18 protein-coding genes and 4 tRNA genes are annotated in these 16072 nt (G+C 65.6%); 8 read left to right on the top strand and 14 right to left on the bottom strand.

The annotated features are described in order from the left end of the window. The 3 genes from JWN03_RS21110 to JWN03_RS21100 all read left to right on the top strand — a co-directional run. Positions 1-405, top strand: a 405-nt coding sequence (locus JWN03_RS21110; RefSeq protein WP_297617590.1) for an acyl-CoA dehydrogenase family protein, incomplete at its 5' end; no start/stop codon positions are given. 41 nt (positions 406-446) lie between these two features. Next, positions 447-1448, top strand: a complete 1002-nt coding sequence (locus tag JWN03_RS21105; protein WP_297617586.1) for an NADP-dependent oxidoreductase — start codon at positions 447-449, stop codon at positions 1446-1448. A gap of 98 nt (positions 1449-1546) precedes the next feature. Further along, positions 1547-2167 carry a TetR/AcrR family transcriptional regulator gene (locus JWN03_RS21100; RefSeq protein WP_297617583.1) on the top strand — a complete coding sequence of 207 codons (621 nt, stop codon included), beginning with the start codon at positions 1547-1549 and terminating at the stop codon, positions 2165-2167. Between the two features lie 219 nt (positions 2168-2386). Here the strand turns inward: JWN03_RS21100 and JWN03_RS21095 are convergent, their stop codons facing one another. Next, positions 2387-2605 carry a hypothetical protein gene (locus JWN03_RS21095; protein ID WP_297617581.1) on the bottom strand — a complete coding sequence of 73 codons (219 nt, stop codon included), beginning with the start codon at positions 2603-2605 and terminating at the stop codon, positions 2387-2389. Positions 2606-2750: 145 nt separating this feature from the next. Between JWN03_RS21095 and JWN03_RS21090 the strand changes: the two genes are divergently transcribed. Together JWN03_RS21090 and JWN03_RS21085 are read left to right on the top strand one after the other, a co-directional pair. Beyond that, positions 2751-3668: a helix-turn-helix domain-containing protein gene (locus tag JWN03_RS21090; protein ID WP_297617578.1), complete on the top strand. Its 918-nt coding sequence runs from the start codon at positions 2751-2753 to the stop codon at positions 3666-3668. A gap of 25 nt (positions 3669-3693) precedes the next feature. Further along, complete coding sequence (locus JWN03_RS21085; protein ID WP_297617574.1) at positions 3694-4524, top strand: SAM-dependent methyltransferase; 831 nt, start codon at positions 3694-3696, stop codon at positions 4522-4524. A 69-nt stretch (positions 4525-4593) separates the two neighbouring features. Here the strand turns inward: JWN03_RS21085 and JWN03_RS21080 are convergent, their stop codons facing one another. Beyond that, positions 4594-5328: a YoaK family protein gene (locus tag JWN03_RS21080; protein WP_297617571.1), complete on the bottom strand. Its 735-nt coding sequence runs from the start codon at positions 5326-5328 to the stop codon at positions 4594-4596. Between the two features lie 392 nt (positions 5329-5720). On the opposite strand from JWN03_RS21080, the gene JWN03_RS21075 reads away from it, so the two are divergent. Beyond that, positions 5721-6671 (top strand): alpha/beta fold hydrolase, encoded by a 951-nt coding sequence (locus JWN03_RS21075; RefSeq protein WP_297617568.1) that lies wholly within the window; start codon positions 5721-5723, stop codon positions 6669-6671. Between the two features lie 8 nt (positions 6672-6679). Here JWN03_RS21075 and JWN03_RS21070 read toward each other — a convergent pair. The 4 genes from JWN03_RS21070 to JWN03_RS21055 form a co-directional block, all read right to left on the bottom strand. After that, a tRNA-Thr gene (locus JWN03_RS21070) sits at positions 6680-6751 on the bottom strand. Between the two features lie 45 nt (positions 6752-6796). Further along, positions 6797-6875: transfer RNA gene (locus tag JWN03_RS21065), tRNA-OTHER, on the bottom strand. 1 nt (position 6876) lies between these two features. Continuing rightward, positions 6877-6953, bottom strand: a tRNA-His gene (locus JWN03_RS21060). 30 nt (positions 6954-6983) lie between these two features. Further along, positions 6984-7057, bottom strand: a tRNA-Arg gene (locus JWN03_RS21055). 308 nt (positions 7058-7365) lie between these two features. Between JWN03_RS21055 and JWN03_RS21050 the strand changes: the two genes are divergently transcribed. Beyond that, the gene (locus JWN03_RS21050; protein ID WP_297617565.1) at positions 7366-8202 is read left to right on the top strand and encodes a hypothetical protein; all 837 of its coding nucleotides are present in this window, start codon (positions 7366-7368) and stop codon (positions 8200-8202) included. A 64-nt stretch (positions 8203-8266) separates the two neighbouring features. Further along, entirely contained in the window at positions 8267-8743 is a 477-nt protein-coding gene (locus tag JWN03_RS21045) for a diadenosine tetraphosphate hydrolase (protein ID WP_297617562.1), read from the top strand. A 261-nt stretch (positions 8744-9004) separates the two neighbouring features. Here the strand turns inward: JWN03_RS21045 and JWN03_RS21040 are convergent, their stop codons facing one another. From JWN03_RS21040 to JWN03_RS21005, 8 genes are all read right to left on the bottom strand, one after another. Continuing rightward, positions 9005-9256 (bottom strand): YdeI/OmpD-associated family protein, encoded by a 252-nt coding sequence (locus JWN03_RS21040; RefSeq protein WP_297617559.1) that lies wholly within the window; start codon positions 9254-9256, stop codon positions 9005-9007. A gap of 189 nt (positions 9257-9445) precedes the next feature. Beyond that, positions 9446-10069: a class I SAM-dependent methyltransferase gene (locus JWN03_RS21035; protein ID WP_297617556.1), complete on the bottom strand. Its 624-nt coding sequence runs from the start codon at positions 10067-10069 to the stop codon at positions 9446-9448. Positions 10070-10165: 96 nt separating this feature from the next. After that, the gene (locus JWN03_RS21030) at positions 10166-11428 is read right to left on the bottom strand and encodes an acyl-CoA dehydrogenase family protein (RefSeq protein WP_297617553.1); all 1263 of its coding nucleotides are present in this window, start codon (positions 11426-11428) and stop codon (positions 10166-10168) included. Positions 11429-11436: 8 nt separating this feature from the next. Next, the gene (locus JWN03_RS21025) at positions 11437-12435 is read right to left on the bottom strand and encodes a phosphotransferase family protein (RefSeq protein WP_366914458.1); all 999 of its coding nucleotides are present in this window, start codon (positions 12433-12435) and stop codon (positions 11437-11439) included. Continuing rightward, complete coding sequence (locus JWN03_RS21020) at positions 12435-12731, bottom strand: DUF6285 domain-containing protein (protein ID WP_297617547.1); 297 nt, start codon at positions 12729-12731, stop codon at positions 12435-12437. The genes JWN03_RS21025 and JWN03_RS21020 overlap by 1 nt, the downstream gene beginning before the upstream one ends. A gap of 200 nt (positions 12732-12931) precedes the next feature. After that, on the bottom strand, positions 12932-13489 hold the full coding sequence (locus tag JWN03_RS21015) for a hypothetical protein (protein WP_297617545.1): 558 nt from the start codon (positions 13487-13489) through the stop codon (positions 12932-12934). Beyond that, on the bottom strand, positions 13486-14376 hold the full coding sequence (locus JWN03_RS21010; RefSeq protein WP_297617542.1) for a hypothetical protein: 891 nt from the start codon (positions 14374-14376) through the stop codon (positions 13486-13488). Before JWN03_RS21010 ends, JWN03_RS21015 begins: the two co-directional genes overlap by 4 nt. A gap of 170 nt (positions 14377-14546) precedes the next feature. After that, positions 14547-15998, bottom strand: a complete 1452-nt coding sequence (locus JWN03_RS21005) for a hypothetical protein (RefSeq protein ID WP_297617539.1) — start codon at positions 15996-15998, stop codon at positions 14547-14549. Between the last annotated feature and the right edge of the window lie 74 nt (positions 15999-16072).

The following is a 16072-nucleotide window of genomic DNA, read 5'->3' as shown; positions in this document are numbered from 1 at the left end:
CTGGATCTGATGATCGATCGGGCCCAGTCCCGCACCACTTTCGGTGAGCCGGTGGCCAATCGGGCCAATATCCAGGACTGGATCGCGGAGTCCCGCATCGAGATCGAGATGGTCCGGCTGCTGACCTTGAAAGCCGCGTATCTGATGGACACCGTCGGAAACAAGAACGCGCGCACCGAGATCGCCGCCATCAAGGTCGCGGCGCCCCAGATGGCGCTGAAGGTGATCGATCGGGCCATCCAGGTACACGGTGGCGGCGGTGTCTCCGACGACTTCCCGCTGGCCAGCATGTACGCGCACGCACGGACGCTGCGACTGGCCGACGGTCCGGACGAGGTGCACAAGCGGACCATCGCGCAGATGGAATTGCGGCGCCGGGATCCCTCCTGGGGCCGGAAAGCCTGAGGCACGGACATGAATTCGACCTTGTCGAGAAGGAGTGGCGAATGACGAAAACCCAGCAGGTACGCCTGGCCCAGCGGCCGACCGGTCTGACAACCGCGGATACCTGGACCGTGACGACCACCGAACTGCCCGACCTCGGACCGGGCGAGATCCTGGTCAAGGTCGGCTTCATCTCCCTGGATCCGGCCATGCGCGGCTGGCTCAACGACGTCCGCTCGTATCTGCCACCGGTCGGGATCGGGGAGGTGATGCGGTCGCTGGACATCGCGACGGTTGTCGAATCGACCCATCCGGACTTCGCCGCCGGTGACACGGTCAGCGGCATCTTCGGCGTGACCGAGTACGCCATCAGCGACGGTCGCGGCGTGCAGCCGGTCGATCTGAGCGTCGCGTCCGGCCCCACCTGGCTGGGCACGCTCGGAATCCCGGGCATGACAGCGTATTTCGGCCTGCTCGACGTCGGGAAGCTGAGCGCGGGGGAGACCGTGCTGGTTTCCGCGGCCGCGGGCGCTGTCGGCAGTGTGGCCGGACAGATCGCGAAAGCCAAGGGCGCCACCGTGATCGGTATCGCGGGTGGTCCGGAGAAGTGCCGGATGCTCACCGAGGAGCTGGGATTCGACGCGGCGATCGACTACCGCGAAGGCAATGTCCTGCGGCAGCTGCGCACTGCCGCCCCCGGCGGCATCGACGTCTATTTCGACAATGTGGGCGGTGAGATTCTCGACGCCGCGCTGGCCAACCTCCGCCGCGGCGCGCGCATCGTGCTGTGCGGCGCGATCTCGGCGTACAACGAGGAGAAGCCGCCGCCGGGCCCGTCGCGGTACATGTCGCTGCTGGTCTTCCGCGCCTCCATGACCGGATTTGTGGTCTTCGACTACGCCGACCGCTATCCCGAAGCCGGCGCGCAGCTGGCGCAATGGCTGGCCGAGGGCCGGATCAAGAGTCGCGAACACGTTGTCGAGGGCGGTGTCGCGCGCTTCGGTGAGACCTTGAACATGCTGTTCACCGGCGCGAATACCGGGAAGCTCGTGCTGGCGGTCTGAGGGAGGTTTACGCACCCGGCCCTTGACAAGGCCGGGTGCGCAGGGCGGCCGGCGGGTGCCTGGCATGCCACGGTCCGAATGAATGGGAGACTGTCCAGGTGGCCGATGCAGAGGACCGCTCACGTGCCGACGAGACTCGAACACGGCTGCTCGATGCCGCCGTGGTCGCCTTCGCCGACCGCGGTTTCCACGGCTCCACCACCCGTGACGTCACCTCGATCGCCGGATTGAGCACCGCGGCGATCTATGTGCACCATCGCTCCAAAGAGGAACTGCTCTACCAGATTTCGCGCACCGGTCACCTGGACACCCTGGAGCGCATCCGGGCCGCGATCGCCTCCTCGGCGGAGCCCACCGAGCAGCTCGTAGCGCTGGTGCGGGACTTCGCTATCCATCATGCCCGGGCCCACACCGTCGCCCGCGTCATCAATTACGAGCTCGCCGCGCTCAGTCCCGAGCATCAGCGGGAGGTCAAGGACATTCGCCACACCATCGATGCCGAGGTCCGGAGTCTGATCGAGCACGGTGTGGCCGACGGGTCCTTCGACAATCCGAACTCGCACATCGCCGCGGTGGCGGTGCTGTCGCTCGGCATCGATATCGCGCGCTGGTACCGCGAGGACGGCGCGTGGTCGCCCGAAGAGCTAGGTGACTACTACGTCGACCTCGCCCTGCGCATCGTCGGTGCCAGTCATCCAGAGCAACAAGCGAATCCGTGACCTTCGGCTCTGTCTTTCCTGCCGCTGCGGTGGTGATATGGAAAGTGGCAGGCGTCTGTGGCGCCGGACAGCCGAGCTCGAGGAGATGAGCGGCGATGAACGATCTGCACGCAATGCTGCACACGCTGATTGTGTGGTTGCACCAGCAGGGCATTCTCCCGGCGACGATGGACATGATGGATATGCAGCTCATGTGACACGCCACATATCTGCTTTGTGCTATGCCGACTGGCGCCGGACGAGCGCTGCCGATTCGGTGACCTGTGCGGTTTCGAGTTCGCTTTCGATCGCCGTTGCGGCGTAGTGAAGTCCGGTGACGCGCAGTTGTTCGATCCTGCGCTGGACCGCGTCCAGTCCGTAGTTCATGACAACATCGGCTATCCCGATCCTGCTGAAGGGATCGGCGCCGAATCCTCGAGCGGTAGTACTCGTCTTCATCACGGCCCCCATTGGGAATGCCTGGCGATTCCCGCCCAACCATAACCTCTTGCACGTGCATTTGCACGTGCTAGGCGTCGATGTGTGAGTTGTAATAGGTTGTGGCACACTCGGGTTCGCATGACAGATGCCGACAGGAGTGGCCGTGATCGAGGACTTGACCAGCGTAGGGAGTAATCGCACTGCCGAGGAGCCGGGTGAGGATCCGGCATTGCTCCGCCGAGTCCTCGGGGTCCGTCTGCGCAGATTGCGCGAGTCGGCCGGCATCAGCGGGGACGGCGCAGGCCGGGCGATCCGCGCCTCACACTCGAAGATCAGCCGACTGGAAGCAGGGCGAGTGAGCTTCCGCGCCAGGGATATCGCCGATCTGCTGACCGCCTACGGTGTGCGCGACGCGGGTACGCGGGCCGAATATCTGCTGCTGGCGCAGCGCGCCAATGCCGTGGGACGCTGGCAGGCCGGTCCGGATCTGGCGACGGCGCGACCGGATACCTATCTGGCAATGGAGGACGCCTCCTCGCTGATTCGTTGCTACGCACCGGGTTTGGTGCCCGAACTGTTGTGGACGCCCTCCTACGCGCATACGGTCTTCGCGATCGCCGACCGTGAGCCGGCGGCCGATATCCAGCGCCGGGTGGAATCACTGGTGCGGCGGCAGCGACTGCTCACCCGCACCGATCCGCCCAGGGCGTGGTTCGTCGTGGAGGAGGCTGCGCTCCGGCGCCCGATCGGCGGGAACGCGGTCTGGCAAGGACAACTGGACCATCTGGCCGAGTTGGCGGCCCGGCCCAATATCACCGTGCAGGTGCTACCCGATCATGTCGGCGGGCCCGCGATCAGCGGCACCGCTTTCACCATGCTGAGGTTCGCCGCCTCTGAGTTGAACGATCTCGCCCACTTTCCGCACCCGACCGGCCCCCAGTTCCTCGACAAACGCACCGACCTGGACCGCTTCAATGCGATCTGGGACCGATTGTGCGTGTGCGCGACTCCGCCCGAGCGAACCGCGGCGGCCCTGGAAACTCTCACATCGACCCGCTGTGCGGCCGGCGTCAACCGCTAGAGTCACCGATCAGAACAGAGATCCCATGCCCGACAACGTTTTCGACACCCAACTGCCGACCGAGATCGACACCACCATTCCGCACGAGGCTCGGGTCTACGACTACTGGCTCGGCGGCAAGGAGAACTACCCCGCCGATCGGGCACTGGGGGACACGATCGCCGAGCACGTGCCCACTATCAAGACCATGGCGCGCGCCAACCGCGCCTTTTTGGGCCGTGCCGTTCGCTACCTGGTCGCCGAGGCCGGGATCACGCAATTCCTCGATATCGGCACCGGAATTCCGACAGCGGGCAATACCCACGAGGTCGCCCAAAGTCTGGATCCCAACGCTCGCGTGGTCTACGTCGACAAAGACCCGATCGTGCTCGCCCACGCTCGCGCGTTGATGGACAGCACACCGCAGGGCCGCACCCGGTTCATCCACGCCGACCTGCACGACCCGGACTCGATCCTCGGCAATCCAGATCTCGCCGGCACCCTGGACCTGTCCGAACCCGTCGCCATCATGCTCGTCGCGATCATGATGTACTTCCGCGACAGCGACCATCCACAGGAAATCATCACCGCGCTCCTGGATGCGGTCCCCTCCGGCAGCTACATCGTAATTACGCACCCCACAGCGGATTTCGCGCCCGAAGCAATGGCGGGAGTCGCCGCGGCCGCAGAGAGCTCCGGCATCACCTTCTATCCCCGCAGCAGATCCGATACCAATGAACTGTTCTCCGGCACCACGCTGATCGATCCGGGACTCGTCCCGGTCGCCACATGGCGACCCGAACTCACCAACCGTCCCACCGCCGTCGCCGACGCCGAAAGCGCTTGGTACTGGGCCGGTATCGGCCGCAAGCCCTGACTCCGGGGCCGGAGGGCAGCCGCGGGTTCGGCTGCCCGCCATGGTTTCTGGCGAGTCAGCCGAATTGCGTCAAGGCTTGCTCGTCCAAGCTTGGGTTGATCTCGCAGCGCGGTACGCGAAGACGGTGATACCGGCGAGGAGGAGTACCGCCACCGCGAGTGTGGCCGTTCCGTGGCCGTGCACGACGAGGGTGGCGCCGATCGCCGCACCCAGGAACATGGCGGTCACCGGAATCAGCCGGCGGCCCAGCTTGCTTCCACTGCCGCCGGCGGCCGTGCTGTCGGCCGCGATCCCGGTGAGTGTCAGCGTCAGGACCGTGGTCGTGAGGTCGGGGACGGCCAGCGCCCGAGCCGTCGCGTTCTGCAACCCCAGGCCCGCCGCGAGGAACACGATCAGCACTGCCAGCGACCACTCCCGGTACGGGTGATCGATGAGCAGCGCGGTCACCCACGCCGCGGTGATCAGCACCAGCTGAGTCAGCACCGCCCCGAAGAGGTGGCGGCCGCGATGCATGCCGAGGCGCGTGTGCAGCCGGCCGCCGCTCATCGCCCCGATCAGGAAAATGGCCACGGCCAGCAGCAGCGCCCACCACACGAAACCGGGCGCGTCGGCGACGGAGAACCCGAGGAACACAACGTTTCCCGTCATATTCGCGACCAGAACATGCCCCAGCTCGAGATAGCTGAACGCATCGACCAACCCGGTGACAACCGTCAAGGCGAGCAGCATCGGCGGCAGCGGCCCGTGCGGATGCCCGCGCGGCGGCACAATCAACTCCCGCGCGGCGATCAGATGCTGCTTCATACCTGAGGCTCCTGTCGTCATGAGGATTACTGGAGGCCCGGCCCCCGGATGAATCAGGGACGGGAACGCTGCGGAGGTCGAGGCGAGCGGGATCAGCCCTCGCGCCAATCCCGCCGGACAAGACTATTTTGCCGAGGGCGCGGGCGTCTTCGTACGGTGACGTGTCGATATTGAATAGTGTATGAACATGGAAATATGCGCATCTAACTATGTAATCTGCGCATGTCAAAACCCCGCCAAACACCAAACGAGCATGGGAGCAGCAGCGCGAACCATCATCGGCCGTGATCGGGTCGGGGCGATCAGGCGAGATCCGCTGTGCTCTTTAAGTATTCACCAAGGTCGTCAGCGAAGACTGGTGCGGATCTACTGATCGTCGATGGGGGAGTGCGGTGCGTACACGGGGGCAACCGGTGTGGTGGGGCCGCTGGGTTGCGGTCGCCGCGCTGATTATGGCGAGTGGCTGCACCCGGTCACAGCCGGCGTCGACCGACTGGGTCGATGGCATGCGCGTCGAGCAGATCGGCACGGCCGGTTCGCCGGTCATTCTGCTGCCGGGGTCTTTGTGCGGGCCGTGGGAGTGGCGCACCACGATCGAGGCACTGCGTAGACACCACCACACCGTCTACGCGGTCGCCTTCCCCGGATTCGACGGGGCGCCCGCCCCGGCCGACACCCACGACCTCATCGGCCGATATACGGACGAGGTGGTGAAGTTGATCTCGACCCGGCGGCTGGTGAAACCAATCGTGATCGGCCACAGCATCGGCGGCACTATCGCCCTGCACATCGCGGCCGAACACCCTGACCTGGTATCCGGTGTGATCGCGGTCGAAGGATTGCCGGTGTATCCCGGCTACGAGGACGTTGCTGAACCACGGCGGACCGAGCTTGCCGACGCCGCAGCGGGGTCGGCGCGGATGGCGCAAACTCCCGACGCGAAGCTCGCCTATGCGCGCGACTATCTGCGTTACGTGGGTGTCATCGATCCTGCGCTGGCCGAACAGTACGCACCGCTCATGGCGCGCAGTGATTTCAGCGCTGCCGCCGAGTACCTGCGGGAAGACGTCATAGCCGACAGTCGTGCGGAACTGGGCGGGGCAACCACCCCGATCTGGGAAGTCGCCCCGTACTACCAGCCACGCGAGCAACGATCGTTCGCCAGCGCCACAGACAAAGCCGACTACTACCGGAATCTGCTCGCCAAGGCACCGAACGTCACCGTCGTGCCGATAGAACCAGCCAAACATTTTGTGATGCTGGATCAGCCCGACGTATTCACCGAAACCATCGACGGGATCGTGGCCGGGCTGTTCGCCCGAGCGCACTACCCGCTGAGCTGAGAAATCGGAGCTTCCCCCCGGAATCGAACCGAGGACGCCTGTTTACAAGACAGGAGCTTTGCCGATTAAGCTAGAGAAGCTTGGGCCACTTACCTACGGCTGGATGGGTTTCCAGCGTCTGGCCGTGAGGGCGGCAGGGATCGAACCTGCCGTGCGAACGCACCTGATTTACAGTCAGGCTGAGCCACCAGGCTCCTCGCCCCCGTGGGGTGAACGACGGGACTCGAACCCGCTTTCTCCAGTTCCACAAACTGGTGCTTCGACCACTTCGGCCTCGTTCACCATGCATACGCGCGGCGGGATTCGAACTCGAGCCTTCGAGAGGATTCGAACCTCCAACGGCCCTGATCCGAAATCAGGCGCTCTGTCCATTGAGCTACGAAGGCATTCGATCACGCGCCGGCGACGGGAAACGAAAAAGGGCCGCTCCCCTTGGCGTTTCCGCCGGGTGCGACCCTTCGATGACGAGATGGTCGTGTTACGGGCCGTCTGTCAGGTCGCTGGTGCTGCGCGAAAACCCTTCCAACGGAAGGCGATCACCGGCAGCACGGTGCCACGCGAGCGTGGAATCCGTATACCGGGTCATTGCCGTGCCTTTCGTCGTTTGTGTTGCCTTGAACGCTAACAGCGGATGTCGAGAAGCGGTACCGATTTATGCGTGGTTATCTGCCGGCCCGCGGCTGGAGCCGTGCAGATGTGCCGCATCTCGATCCTGAGCCGACGAACCCGTTCTGGTGGGCGATGGCGTGTTTCGTCGCTACCGTGGAGATTCCGAGGCATGTGTGCCGAGGTCTTGTTCGAGGGAGTGCTCGACATGTCCGACAACGCTTCTCGCTTAGCCCGGCTGCGCCAGCTGGTGCGGCGCACTACCGACATCGTGGTTTCGGTCGACCCGTCCGTACCCGACGCCGAACCCGCAACGCCGGCGGACCCGGAGCCCCGCGGCGGCGAGCCGACGACGTTGAGGATGCCGTCGACGAAAGTGTGCCCCCGGCTGCCGGCGTGGGTGTTCACACTGACCGGCTCGGAGCTGCAGAAGATGATCGACTGCAGCGGCCCTACCGGCAACAGGTATCCGGCAGCAGCTGATCACCCAGAGCGCCATACTCACCGGGCGGCCGATGCGATCCCACCGGCGCTGACGGTCGCCGACTACCTCGCGCACCGGCAACGCGCGGTCGCGATCCGACTGGTGATGGACAGTCCTGAAGGCACAAAACCCCGCAGTGTCCTCGAGTTCGTCCAACGCTGTGACGCCGGCGAACTGCGGGCAGTATGGACCGGCACCCTCGGAGCGGACGCCTTGATCGCCACTGCCACCGCCGGCCCACTCCCCGTGCTGTCGCTGCTTGCTGCGGAACTGCTCGACCGTGCGCACCGCTGGCATGACATCACCGAGCTCGAGCGTGCCGCCGACAGCGCCGGCTACCGGGCAACCCAACTGTTCCGAGCTTACGTGCACGCCGACGAGATCGATGCGAACAAGGCGGTGTGGTGGCAAGGCCGGCAGCAGCGGAAACAGTCGGTCTAGGGCACCCGCACCGGGCGAGTGGGTACTGGTCACGCAGCAGGTACGGCACTGAGGCTCATCAGCGATGAGTGGTGATTTTCGAACCGAGAGAATCGGCAGTGCCCTGCGCGGGGAGAACCCCACGGTGCTGCGTCGGCTGGGTGCGGGGTTCGCGGTGATCGGCGACGTTCAGTTCTTGCCCGGATATTCGTTGCTTCTTTCGGACAACCCTGCGGTACAACGTCTTTCCGACCTGCCCAGGAGTAGGCGAATGGTCTTCCTCGCCGATATGGACCGGCTCGGCGAAGCCGTCGAACGTGCCTGCCGCAGCCTCGACCCGGCCTTCCTGCGTGTGAACCTGGAGATCCTGGGCAACACCCACACCTTCCTGCACGCGCATGTCTGGCCGCGATTCGACTGGGAGCCAGCCGATATGGTGCGCGCCCCGGTGTGGCTGTACCCGAGTGAGCATTGGAGCGATCCGCGCTACGCACTCAGCCCCCATCACGATCGCCTACGACAAGTGATCGGCGCGGAGCTCGATCACCTCGGCCCCTTCTGATCAGGGAACCAGCCTTAGCGTGGTCTATCCTGCGCGGCGCCGGCGGCTCAAACATTGAGTCGCAGCCCGCAGGCGTAGGGCCACACCAGAATCAATCGCCGCACTATCCCTGGACGGCATATTGGTCTTATGGATCAGGCGCTTTCGCGCGCGGGAGCCGACCTGCCGGCGGCAGATATCAAGTCGGCCATCGGGTTCGAACGGAGGGTGTGGTCTGGCAGGGCTCGGCTGGAACGCTCGGCACGTCTGTGGCATGACGCGCTACAGCGCTGAGATGGCTTTCTGCAGGCGAGCTTTGCGTACGGCCGGGGTGCGCGCTTTCAACAACGGAAGGATCACCAGATAGCGGGCGGTCCTGTCCAGCGCCTCGAACCGGGTGCCTGCGTGCGGGTTCGCCGCCAGCGCGGCGGCGAGGTCGGCGGGAATCTCGGCATCGCTTTGCGGTGCGTAAGCGGCGTGCCACCGGCCGTCGGCCTCGGCCGCCGCGACCTCGATGAGACCGGACGGGTGCATGCGCCGCTTCCACGCCCCCGACGCCGAACCCGTCACCGCCACCTACCGCGATATGAATACCCTGCTGGCACAACTGCATTCGCGGCCCTAGGCCCGGCTACTGACGTCGGTGCGGGACGTGATGGGCGGTGCGAAGGAACGCACGGGACTTTCCTGCTGGTCATCGTGGCTTTGCGGGCACCGGCGACGTCAGGACGGCTTGCGGGCGGCGATGAAGAGGTCGTGTTCGGGGACTGCGGCTGGGTGATCGGGCTGGAATTCGACTACTCGGTGACGGACGACTTCCAGGCCTGCGGCGGTCAGGCGGCGGTCGAACTCTTCCGGTGGGTAGCTGCTGACTGTGACCGGTTTTCCCATGAACTCGATATCGATGCTCTCGACATCGGCGGGCACTGTGGCCAGCAGGAAGAAGCCGCCTGGCGCGAGCCATCCGGCGAATTTCACCAGCGCGGCGTCGATTTCGGCCCTGGTCAGTTGCAGGAGCGGAAAGAATGCCGTCACCGCGTCCCAATTCCCGGGCGGATACGACAGCGTCCGCAGATCCGCGACCTCGAATCGAGCACCGGGGACCTGCTCGCGGGCGAGCTCGACCATCCCGGGCGAGACATCGCAACCAGTGACATCATGGCCCGCGGCCACCAGTAGCTCGGCGGTCGGTCGTCCTGTGCCGCAACCGACATCGAGCACTTTTGTCCTACCCGACAGCTGGTTCAACAGCCACTCGAGCTCCTCACGGTGCGTCGTCAGCCCAGCGAACGCCTTCTCGTAGTCCATGCCGAGCTCGTCGAACACCTCGGCGGCAGAAAGTCCCATGGCACCAAGCTAATCGAGTAGCCCGGGACATGGAGCGGATCGGGTGGTCCGGCTGTCGACACTGTGCGGCAACAACATTGGCGGGCCGAGGTGCTGTCACACGCCCTTGACCGCAGTCCGATCCATGAAGCCGAACAGGTAGCCGGCCACGCGCCGCAGCTGGATCTCTTCCGCGCCTTCGGTAATGCGGTAGCGGCGGTGATGGCGGTAGATGTGTTCGAAGGGCTTATGCCGGGAGTAGCCGAGACCGCCGTGGACCTGCATGGCCCGATCGGCGGCCTCACAGCAGAGTCGGTTGGCCCAGTAGTTGCACATCGAAACCTGTTCGGAGACAGCGAAAGTGCCGTAGGTGTCCATCGACCAAGCGGTCTTGTGGATCAACGCGCGCAGCATCTCGCACTGGGTGTGCAGTTCCACCAGCGGGAATTGGATGGCCTGGTTGGTGGCGAGCGGTTTGCCGAAAGGCTTGCGCTCCTTGGCGTAAGCGACGGACTGGTCGATGCAGTACTGCGCCGCACCGAGACTGGACGCGGCCTGCCGGATCCGGTTCTCGTTGAAGAAGTGCTGCACAACCCCGAGACCGCGTCCTTCCTGCCCGAAGATCGCCGAATTCGGCACTCGCATATCGGTCAGCGAGATGCGCGCGTGGTCGGTGGGCATATTGAAGGTCCAGAGGTACTCCTCGACCTGGAAACCGGGAGTGTCGGTGGGCACCAGGAACGCGGTGATGCCGCGTCCGTCACCTGCCTGGCCGGCGGTGCGCGCGAAGATCAGATCAGCGTCGGCGATGTGCACACCGGTGTTCCAGGTTTTGGCGCCGTTGATGATCCACTCGTCGCCGTCGCGGACGGCGGTGGTCTCCATATGGGTGGCATCGGAGCCGTGCTCGGGCTCGGTGATGGCGAAGGCGAAGAACTTGGCGCCCGCGGCGAGTCCGTCCACCCAGTGCGCCTTCTGGGTGTCTGACCCGTATTCGAGCATGAGCATCAGACCCACGTTGTTGGCGACGATGGCGTGCTCGTTCTGCAGGTCGCAGTGCAGGCCCAGGCCCCGCTTGGCGAGGTGCTCCCGGATCACGGCCATGCCGAGGTTGGTGCCGTCGCGCCCGCCGAACTCCTTGGGGAAGGCGTAGCGGTAATGGCCTGCGGCGTCGGCGGTTCGGCGCGCTCGGGCCAGCAGTTCCTCCCATTCGGCGCTGGGAAGGCCGCCGCGGTCCCAGTCGGTGCGGGCGTCCTCACGGCGATGGTCGAAGAAGCGGATATTGTCGTGTTGTTGTTCGAGCGGGATGATCTCGGCCTCGATGAACGAGTCCAGTTCTTGCAGATACGCGGTCAGTTCGTCGGGCAGTTCGAAATCCATACTCGCTCCTAAGCTTTCGCGTCCGGCCGGATCTGCATGAGCAGATCCCACTCGATCTCGGACACGCGGCGGCCGCTGGCGGCCATGACGATGTCCCGGACGGTGCCGTCCAGGTGCGCGGCCGCCTGCGACGCCAGCCCGACGCCCCACACCAGCGTGCCCATCACCTTCCACCAGCGGAAGCGGTCCAGGTCGAACTCGCCGCCCGCAGACTCGTAGCCGCGAACGAAGGTCGCGCGATCGGCGAAACCGCCGAACTCTTTCGCGTCCTCGCGGAAGCGCCACATCCGCAGGGCGGGCCAGGCCACATCGCGCATCGGGTCGCCGAAGCGTTGCGCACCTTCCCAGTCGAGCACGGCGCGCAGACCATCCTCGCCGACGATGATGTTCCCGTTGCGTAGATCGGTGTGCAGCAGCGCGATACGTGGCGGCGGGGCCGGTTGCCTGCGTTCGAGCCAGCGCAGCGCCATCGCGAACACCGGCCGCTCGCCCAGTAGTGTGCGCACGCCCTTCTCCGCAGCGCGAAGGGTGTCGGCGGCCGGATCGGTACTTGCAGCCGGCAGGACCTCGGGTGCTGCGCCCGGGTCGATGGCGTGCAGCCTGCCCATCGCCTCGCCCCACTGACGGGCCACGGTTTCGGCGTTACCGGCAACCGCGATGAGGCGTAACACCTTGCGCGGGACGGTCTCTCCGTCCACGTGGACCGAGATCACGAACGGCTCCCCCGCCCGGAGGTCGCCGCACACCGCCACCACCTCGGGCACCGGAACGCCGTGCGCGCGAGCCAGTTCGCGCACTGCCGCTTCGGTATCGACCGAAATGATCTGCACCGCGGGCGGAACGAGGGTGGCGACCAGTTTGCGTGGACCCTCACCCTCGATGTGCGCGGTGAAGGCGACATTGCGCCGGCGCGCACCAGCCGACAGAACTTCCACCTCGGTGACCTGAACCGGTTTGCCGAAGGTTTCTGTCAAAAACGCGGCCAGGCCCGCGACCGGATCGGTGATCACTCACCCTCCCAGCTGTCGTAGCCAGGCTTGGCGATCGCCAGATCGGCGCGCACCACCTCGGTCAGCGCTTGCCACAATGCCCGCTTGTCGCCGTCGGGGACGGCCGCCAGCAACTCGATTTCGCTTCGGTCCGCCTCCGGCCCGAGGTCGATCTCGCGACTCAGGATCCTGGCCAGATTCGCCCCGACCCGCGCACGGTGGTGCAGCCCAGGCGGCAACGCCGGCAATAACGTGTCCTCCAGCAGCTCGGCCAGTGCCTCCAGGAGCTCGGCTGCCGACGGTCGATTCTGCACGGGCGACTCCCTCGTTGGACACCGCGCTCAGCATTACACGAGGCTTACGTTCCGCGCACCCGGTTCGTTCCGACGTAGGTGCGAAAAGTCATGCCACGCAGAGACGTCCGCGTGCGGAACCGGCGGGCCGCAGCAGACCTGCGACACCGCCGACCGAGGCACCAGGCTTCGCCGCCATCACACCGGATTCGGGCACCCCTTCACTTCGGCACAGATCGTGCCTTCGCGGATCCGTGTGAGCCCAAGGGAAGTTGGACGCGCAATGTTCGAATCTCGCCGACGAGGTCGGAATAGCCTTCCTGGACCTGCGCGAAGCGCATGGCGGCGTGATGCTGGTGCGCCGCGCTGCCACTGTGGCGCAGCGTGCGCTGCATCTGCGCATAGGTGGTGGCAACGTGGCTGATCACCTCGCCGAGGGAATGCGTATGGCGGCGCCCGGCGGTCGGGCGCGGGAGATGCAGTACCGACCACTCGTCGATCAGGCCGATGACTTCGCCGATCTGCCCGCGAACTGTGCTGTCGTCGAAGTCGGCTGGACGGCGCGCCGGGGACACGGTCGCGGTGGTGAGGGTGGAGTGCAGGTCGGCCAGTTCGCGCGCCCAGCCGATCAGCGGGGAACCCCCCGCCAGGTTGCCGGCGACGGCGAGCAGCAGTTCGCGGGCGTCCAACAGCCCCTCGGCCGGTCGGACGCGCTCGCGGGGCCATAGATTGGGTCTCGGCGCCGGGGATGTCTTGCCGGGCTGCGTCGTTCGGTTCATCCTCGATCCCTCGACTCGACGTCCGAGGAGCGCGCCCCGTCGGGCAGGGTGCAGCGGGTGAATGTCCGAGACCCGTCGGTGAACCGTAGGGTGTTCTCGCACAAGGTGATCAGCGCCGCCGCTACCGGGTCCGTGCGGTGGCGAGGTTCCTCGAGTTCCACGATCAGCCGCCCGGTCGCTGCCGCGGTGAGCAGCCGGATGGCAGCGCGACCGGCGTCCGGCGGAAATTCGAGGACGCCGGACACCGGTGCGGTGGTGACGGCGTCGTCGATCAATGCCACATAGATCGCGTCGACGTACTCGATGATCTCCGGCCGTCCGAGGCGACTGAGCTCGGTGGCCGCGTCGAGTTGGGCCACGGCCGGGATCGCGCCGATTCGAGTTTCCACCAGCACCTGGTCGTCGTCGCTGGGTGCGTCCTCGGACGTGCTCGATCGCTGCAGATCGGCCACGGCGGAGGTCTCGTCGAGGTAGTGAACCTCGAGGGTGCGCATCCCCGAGAGTTGAGCGACGACCGCGCGTCCGGAGGGACCGAGGTCGGTCAGATGCTCGTGGGAGGGCACGATCAATTGCGCTCCCGCCGAGCCCTCGATCGAATTCACGATGTGCCATAACACATCTGCGCGTCGCGGACCGTCGAAGACGCGATCGAGGTCGATACCCCAGTGCTGCGCGGCCTGCCGCAGGCGGGGCATGACCGTCGCGACGGGGTCGGCCCGATCGAGGTCGGAGAGCATGTCGCGTAGCAGAATCTCGGGGGCGATAGGTTCGAAAAGCACCTCCCCGTCGCCGAATCCACGGTCGGTGGCGTACACGCGAATCGCGTGCGGAACGGCGCGCCGGACATTGATCGGCAGCAGTTCCATACGGGCATATCCGAACCACATGAGTATGTTCCCGGGCTAGTTCTGGGTAAGCGTCAATGCCGGCGGTCGGAAAGTCATGTATTGAGTCAATCGTTGAACTGGTTCTGCGACAATGACATTCGACAGGGCATTCTGTGTCCGACCACTCCCGCGGATGACATCGGCAGACCTGATCAGGACATTCGGAGTCCTCACGCGGTGGTGGCGAGCTGGTACTCGATCGACTGTGGTCTGCGCGGGGCGGTGTCGAGCGCTCGCTGTACCGCGTGACAGACGTCTTTGACGTCGGACCGCGGTGAGGAGAGGGTGGCGGCCTGCGCCATCCGGCTGAGTCGGCCGGCGACTCTTCCGCTGTCGACCTGGCTGGTCAATGCCAGCGAGGCGTTGGCGAACGAAACGGCGTCACCGATCTGACCGAGGCGGAAAGCCCCGGTGGCAATGGTGATGTTGTCGAACAGAATGCTGCGAGCGGGTCGTCCCGGCGCGGAGGCGGCCAGCGACGCCTGCGCGCCTTCGACGGCCGCGAGGGTATAGCGTTCGACGGCCGGACCGCTTGCGGTGAGCGCGTACTCGCTGTGGATCACCGACTGCATACCGGTGAATTCGCCCGGGGTGAAGAACACTCGGGTCCACGGGTCGATGAGGTCACCGACGCGGGCGATCTCGTCTTCGGCGCGTCCCAGTGCGAACCGCATTCGGTTGGCGTCGCCCATCATGGCGTGCGCCCAGGCCTCATTGGCGTAGAGGCGGGCCGATTCCCCACTGTTGGCGGCATCCTGGGCGGGCATTTGCCCGAGCTGGAAGATGCGCAGGGCCGTGCGCGGATCGTGTTCGATCAAGTTGATCCGTCCCAGGACGTACAGGATCGACGCGACCAGGCTGTCCGCCCCGGCCCGGCGTGCGAAAAACAGTGCCAGCGTGGCGTATTGGCGTGCGCGATACTGGTCGCCGACATCGTGGAAGGCCCATCCGACCAAGCGTGCGAGATCTGCGGAGGCGATCAGCATCGAATGTTCGCGTGCTTCGCCCCGGCACCGTGCCAGCAGTGCGGTCGTCAATGTCAAGAGGTTGACGGCCTGTTCGGCCACTGCGGACCCGCCGTGACTTTGGTCGACTTCCCGCAACCGGGCGGTGGCGCTGCGCACGAAGTCGAGATCGAACTGCCCGGTGTGCCCGATGAGCGTCTCGGGTTCGGCCTCGTCCAGCAGCGGCAGCCACGGTGTGAGGATGTCAGGAGAGCCGACGACCGCGGTGGCGAGTGCCTCGAGAAGTGTCCTATCGCGTTCGCGTGCTGCGGTTTCCGCACCGGTGTGGTGAGCCGTCGCCGGCGGAGGGGAATCGGCAGGACCCGAGGGTGCGGGCGAACCGGCGGCCGCGGGATCCGGTGCGCCGATCGCGGCCAGCAGATCGCGATAGGTCTTGTTCGGCCGGGTGACCTCTCCGAGTTCCCAGCGCGCTACATGCCGTTCCGAACACGCGACATTGATGCCCTGCCGCCGGCCCTGCTCATTGACCAGTTCGGCGAAATCCCCACGGCTGAGCCCTAATTGGATGCGGCGGAAGGTGCGTAAATATCGACCCCATGAGCTGATGGTCGCGGCCTGGGGGTCGCTGTGGTCGGTGTGGGGGTCTGTGACGTCCATGGTCCCCCGCCCTTCTTCGGCTCGCTGGAAGCGCAGTAGGGCAGGTGCGGTACGACGTTGGCCCACAAGCCGTT

The organism is Nocardia sp., from assembly GCF_025465275.1.
Lineage (GTDB): Bacteria > Actinomycetota > Actinomycetes > Mycobacteriales > Mycobacteriaceae > Nocardia.
The sequence above is the reverse complement of the archived record's forward strand: the minus strand, read 5'-3'. Positions and strand labels throughout refer to the sequence as shown.

Excerpts from the sequence above, each read along its gene's own strand:
- JWN03_RS21105 (WP_297617586.1), top strand. The coding sequence starts at position 447 with ATGACGAAAACCCAGCAGGTACGCCTGGCCCAGCGGCCGACCGGTCTG.
- JWN03_RS21095 (WP_297617581.1), bottom strand. The coding sequence starts at position 2,605 with ATGAAGACGAGTACTACCGCTCGAGGATTCGGCGCCGATCCCTTCAGC.
- JWN03_RS21045 (WP_297617562.1), top strand. The coding sequence starts at position 8,267 with ATGAGTGGTGATTTTCGAACCGAGAGAATCGGCAGTGCCCTGCGCGGG.
- JWN03_RS21085 (WP_297617574.1), top strand. The coding sequence starts at position 3,694 with ATGCCCGACAACGTTTTCGACACCCAACTGCCGACCGAGATCGACACC.
- JWN03_RS21005 (WP_297617539.1), bottom strand. The coding sequence starts at position 15,998 with ATGGACGTCACAGACCCCCACACCGACCACAGCGACCCCCAGGCCGCG.
- JWN03_RS21050 (WP_297617565.1), top strand. The coding sequence starts at position 7,366 with ATGTGCCGCATCTCGATCCTGAGCCGACGAACCCGTTCTGGTGGGCGA.
- JWN03_RS21015 (WP_297617545.1), bottom strand. The coding sequence starts at position 13,489 with ATGAACCGAACGACGCAGCCCGGCAAGACATCCCCGGCGCCGAGACCC.
- JWN03_RS21040 (WP_297617559.1), bottom strand. The coding sequence starts at position 9,256 with ATGCACCCGTCCGGTCTCATCGAGGTCGCGGCGGCCGAGGCCGACGGC.
- JWN03_RS21080 (WP_297617571.1), bottom strand. The coding sequence starts at position 5,328 with ATGAAGCAGCATCTGATCGCCGCGCGGGAGTTGATTGTGCCGCCGCGC.
- JWN03_RS21035 (WP_297617556.1), bottom strand. The coding sequence starts at position 10,069 with ATGGGACTTTCTGCCGCCGAGGTGTTCGACGAGCTCGGCATGGACTAC.
- JWN03_RS21030 (WP_297617553.1), bottom strand. The coding sequence starts at position 11,428 with ATGGATTTCGAACTGCCCGACGAACTGACCGCGTATCTGCAAGAACTG.
- JWN03_RS21010 (WP_297617542.1), bottom strand. The coding sequence starts at position 14,376 with ATGTGGTTCGGATATGCCCGTATGGAACTGCTGCCGATCAATGTCCGG.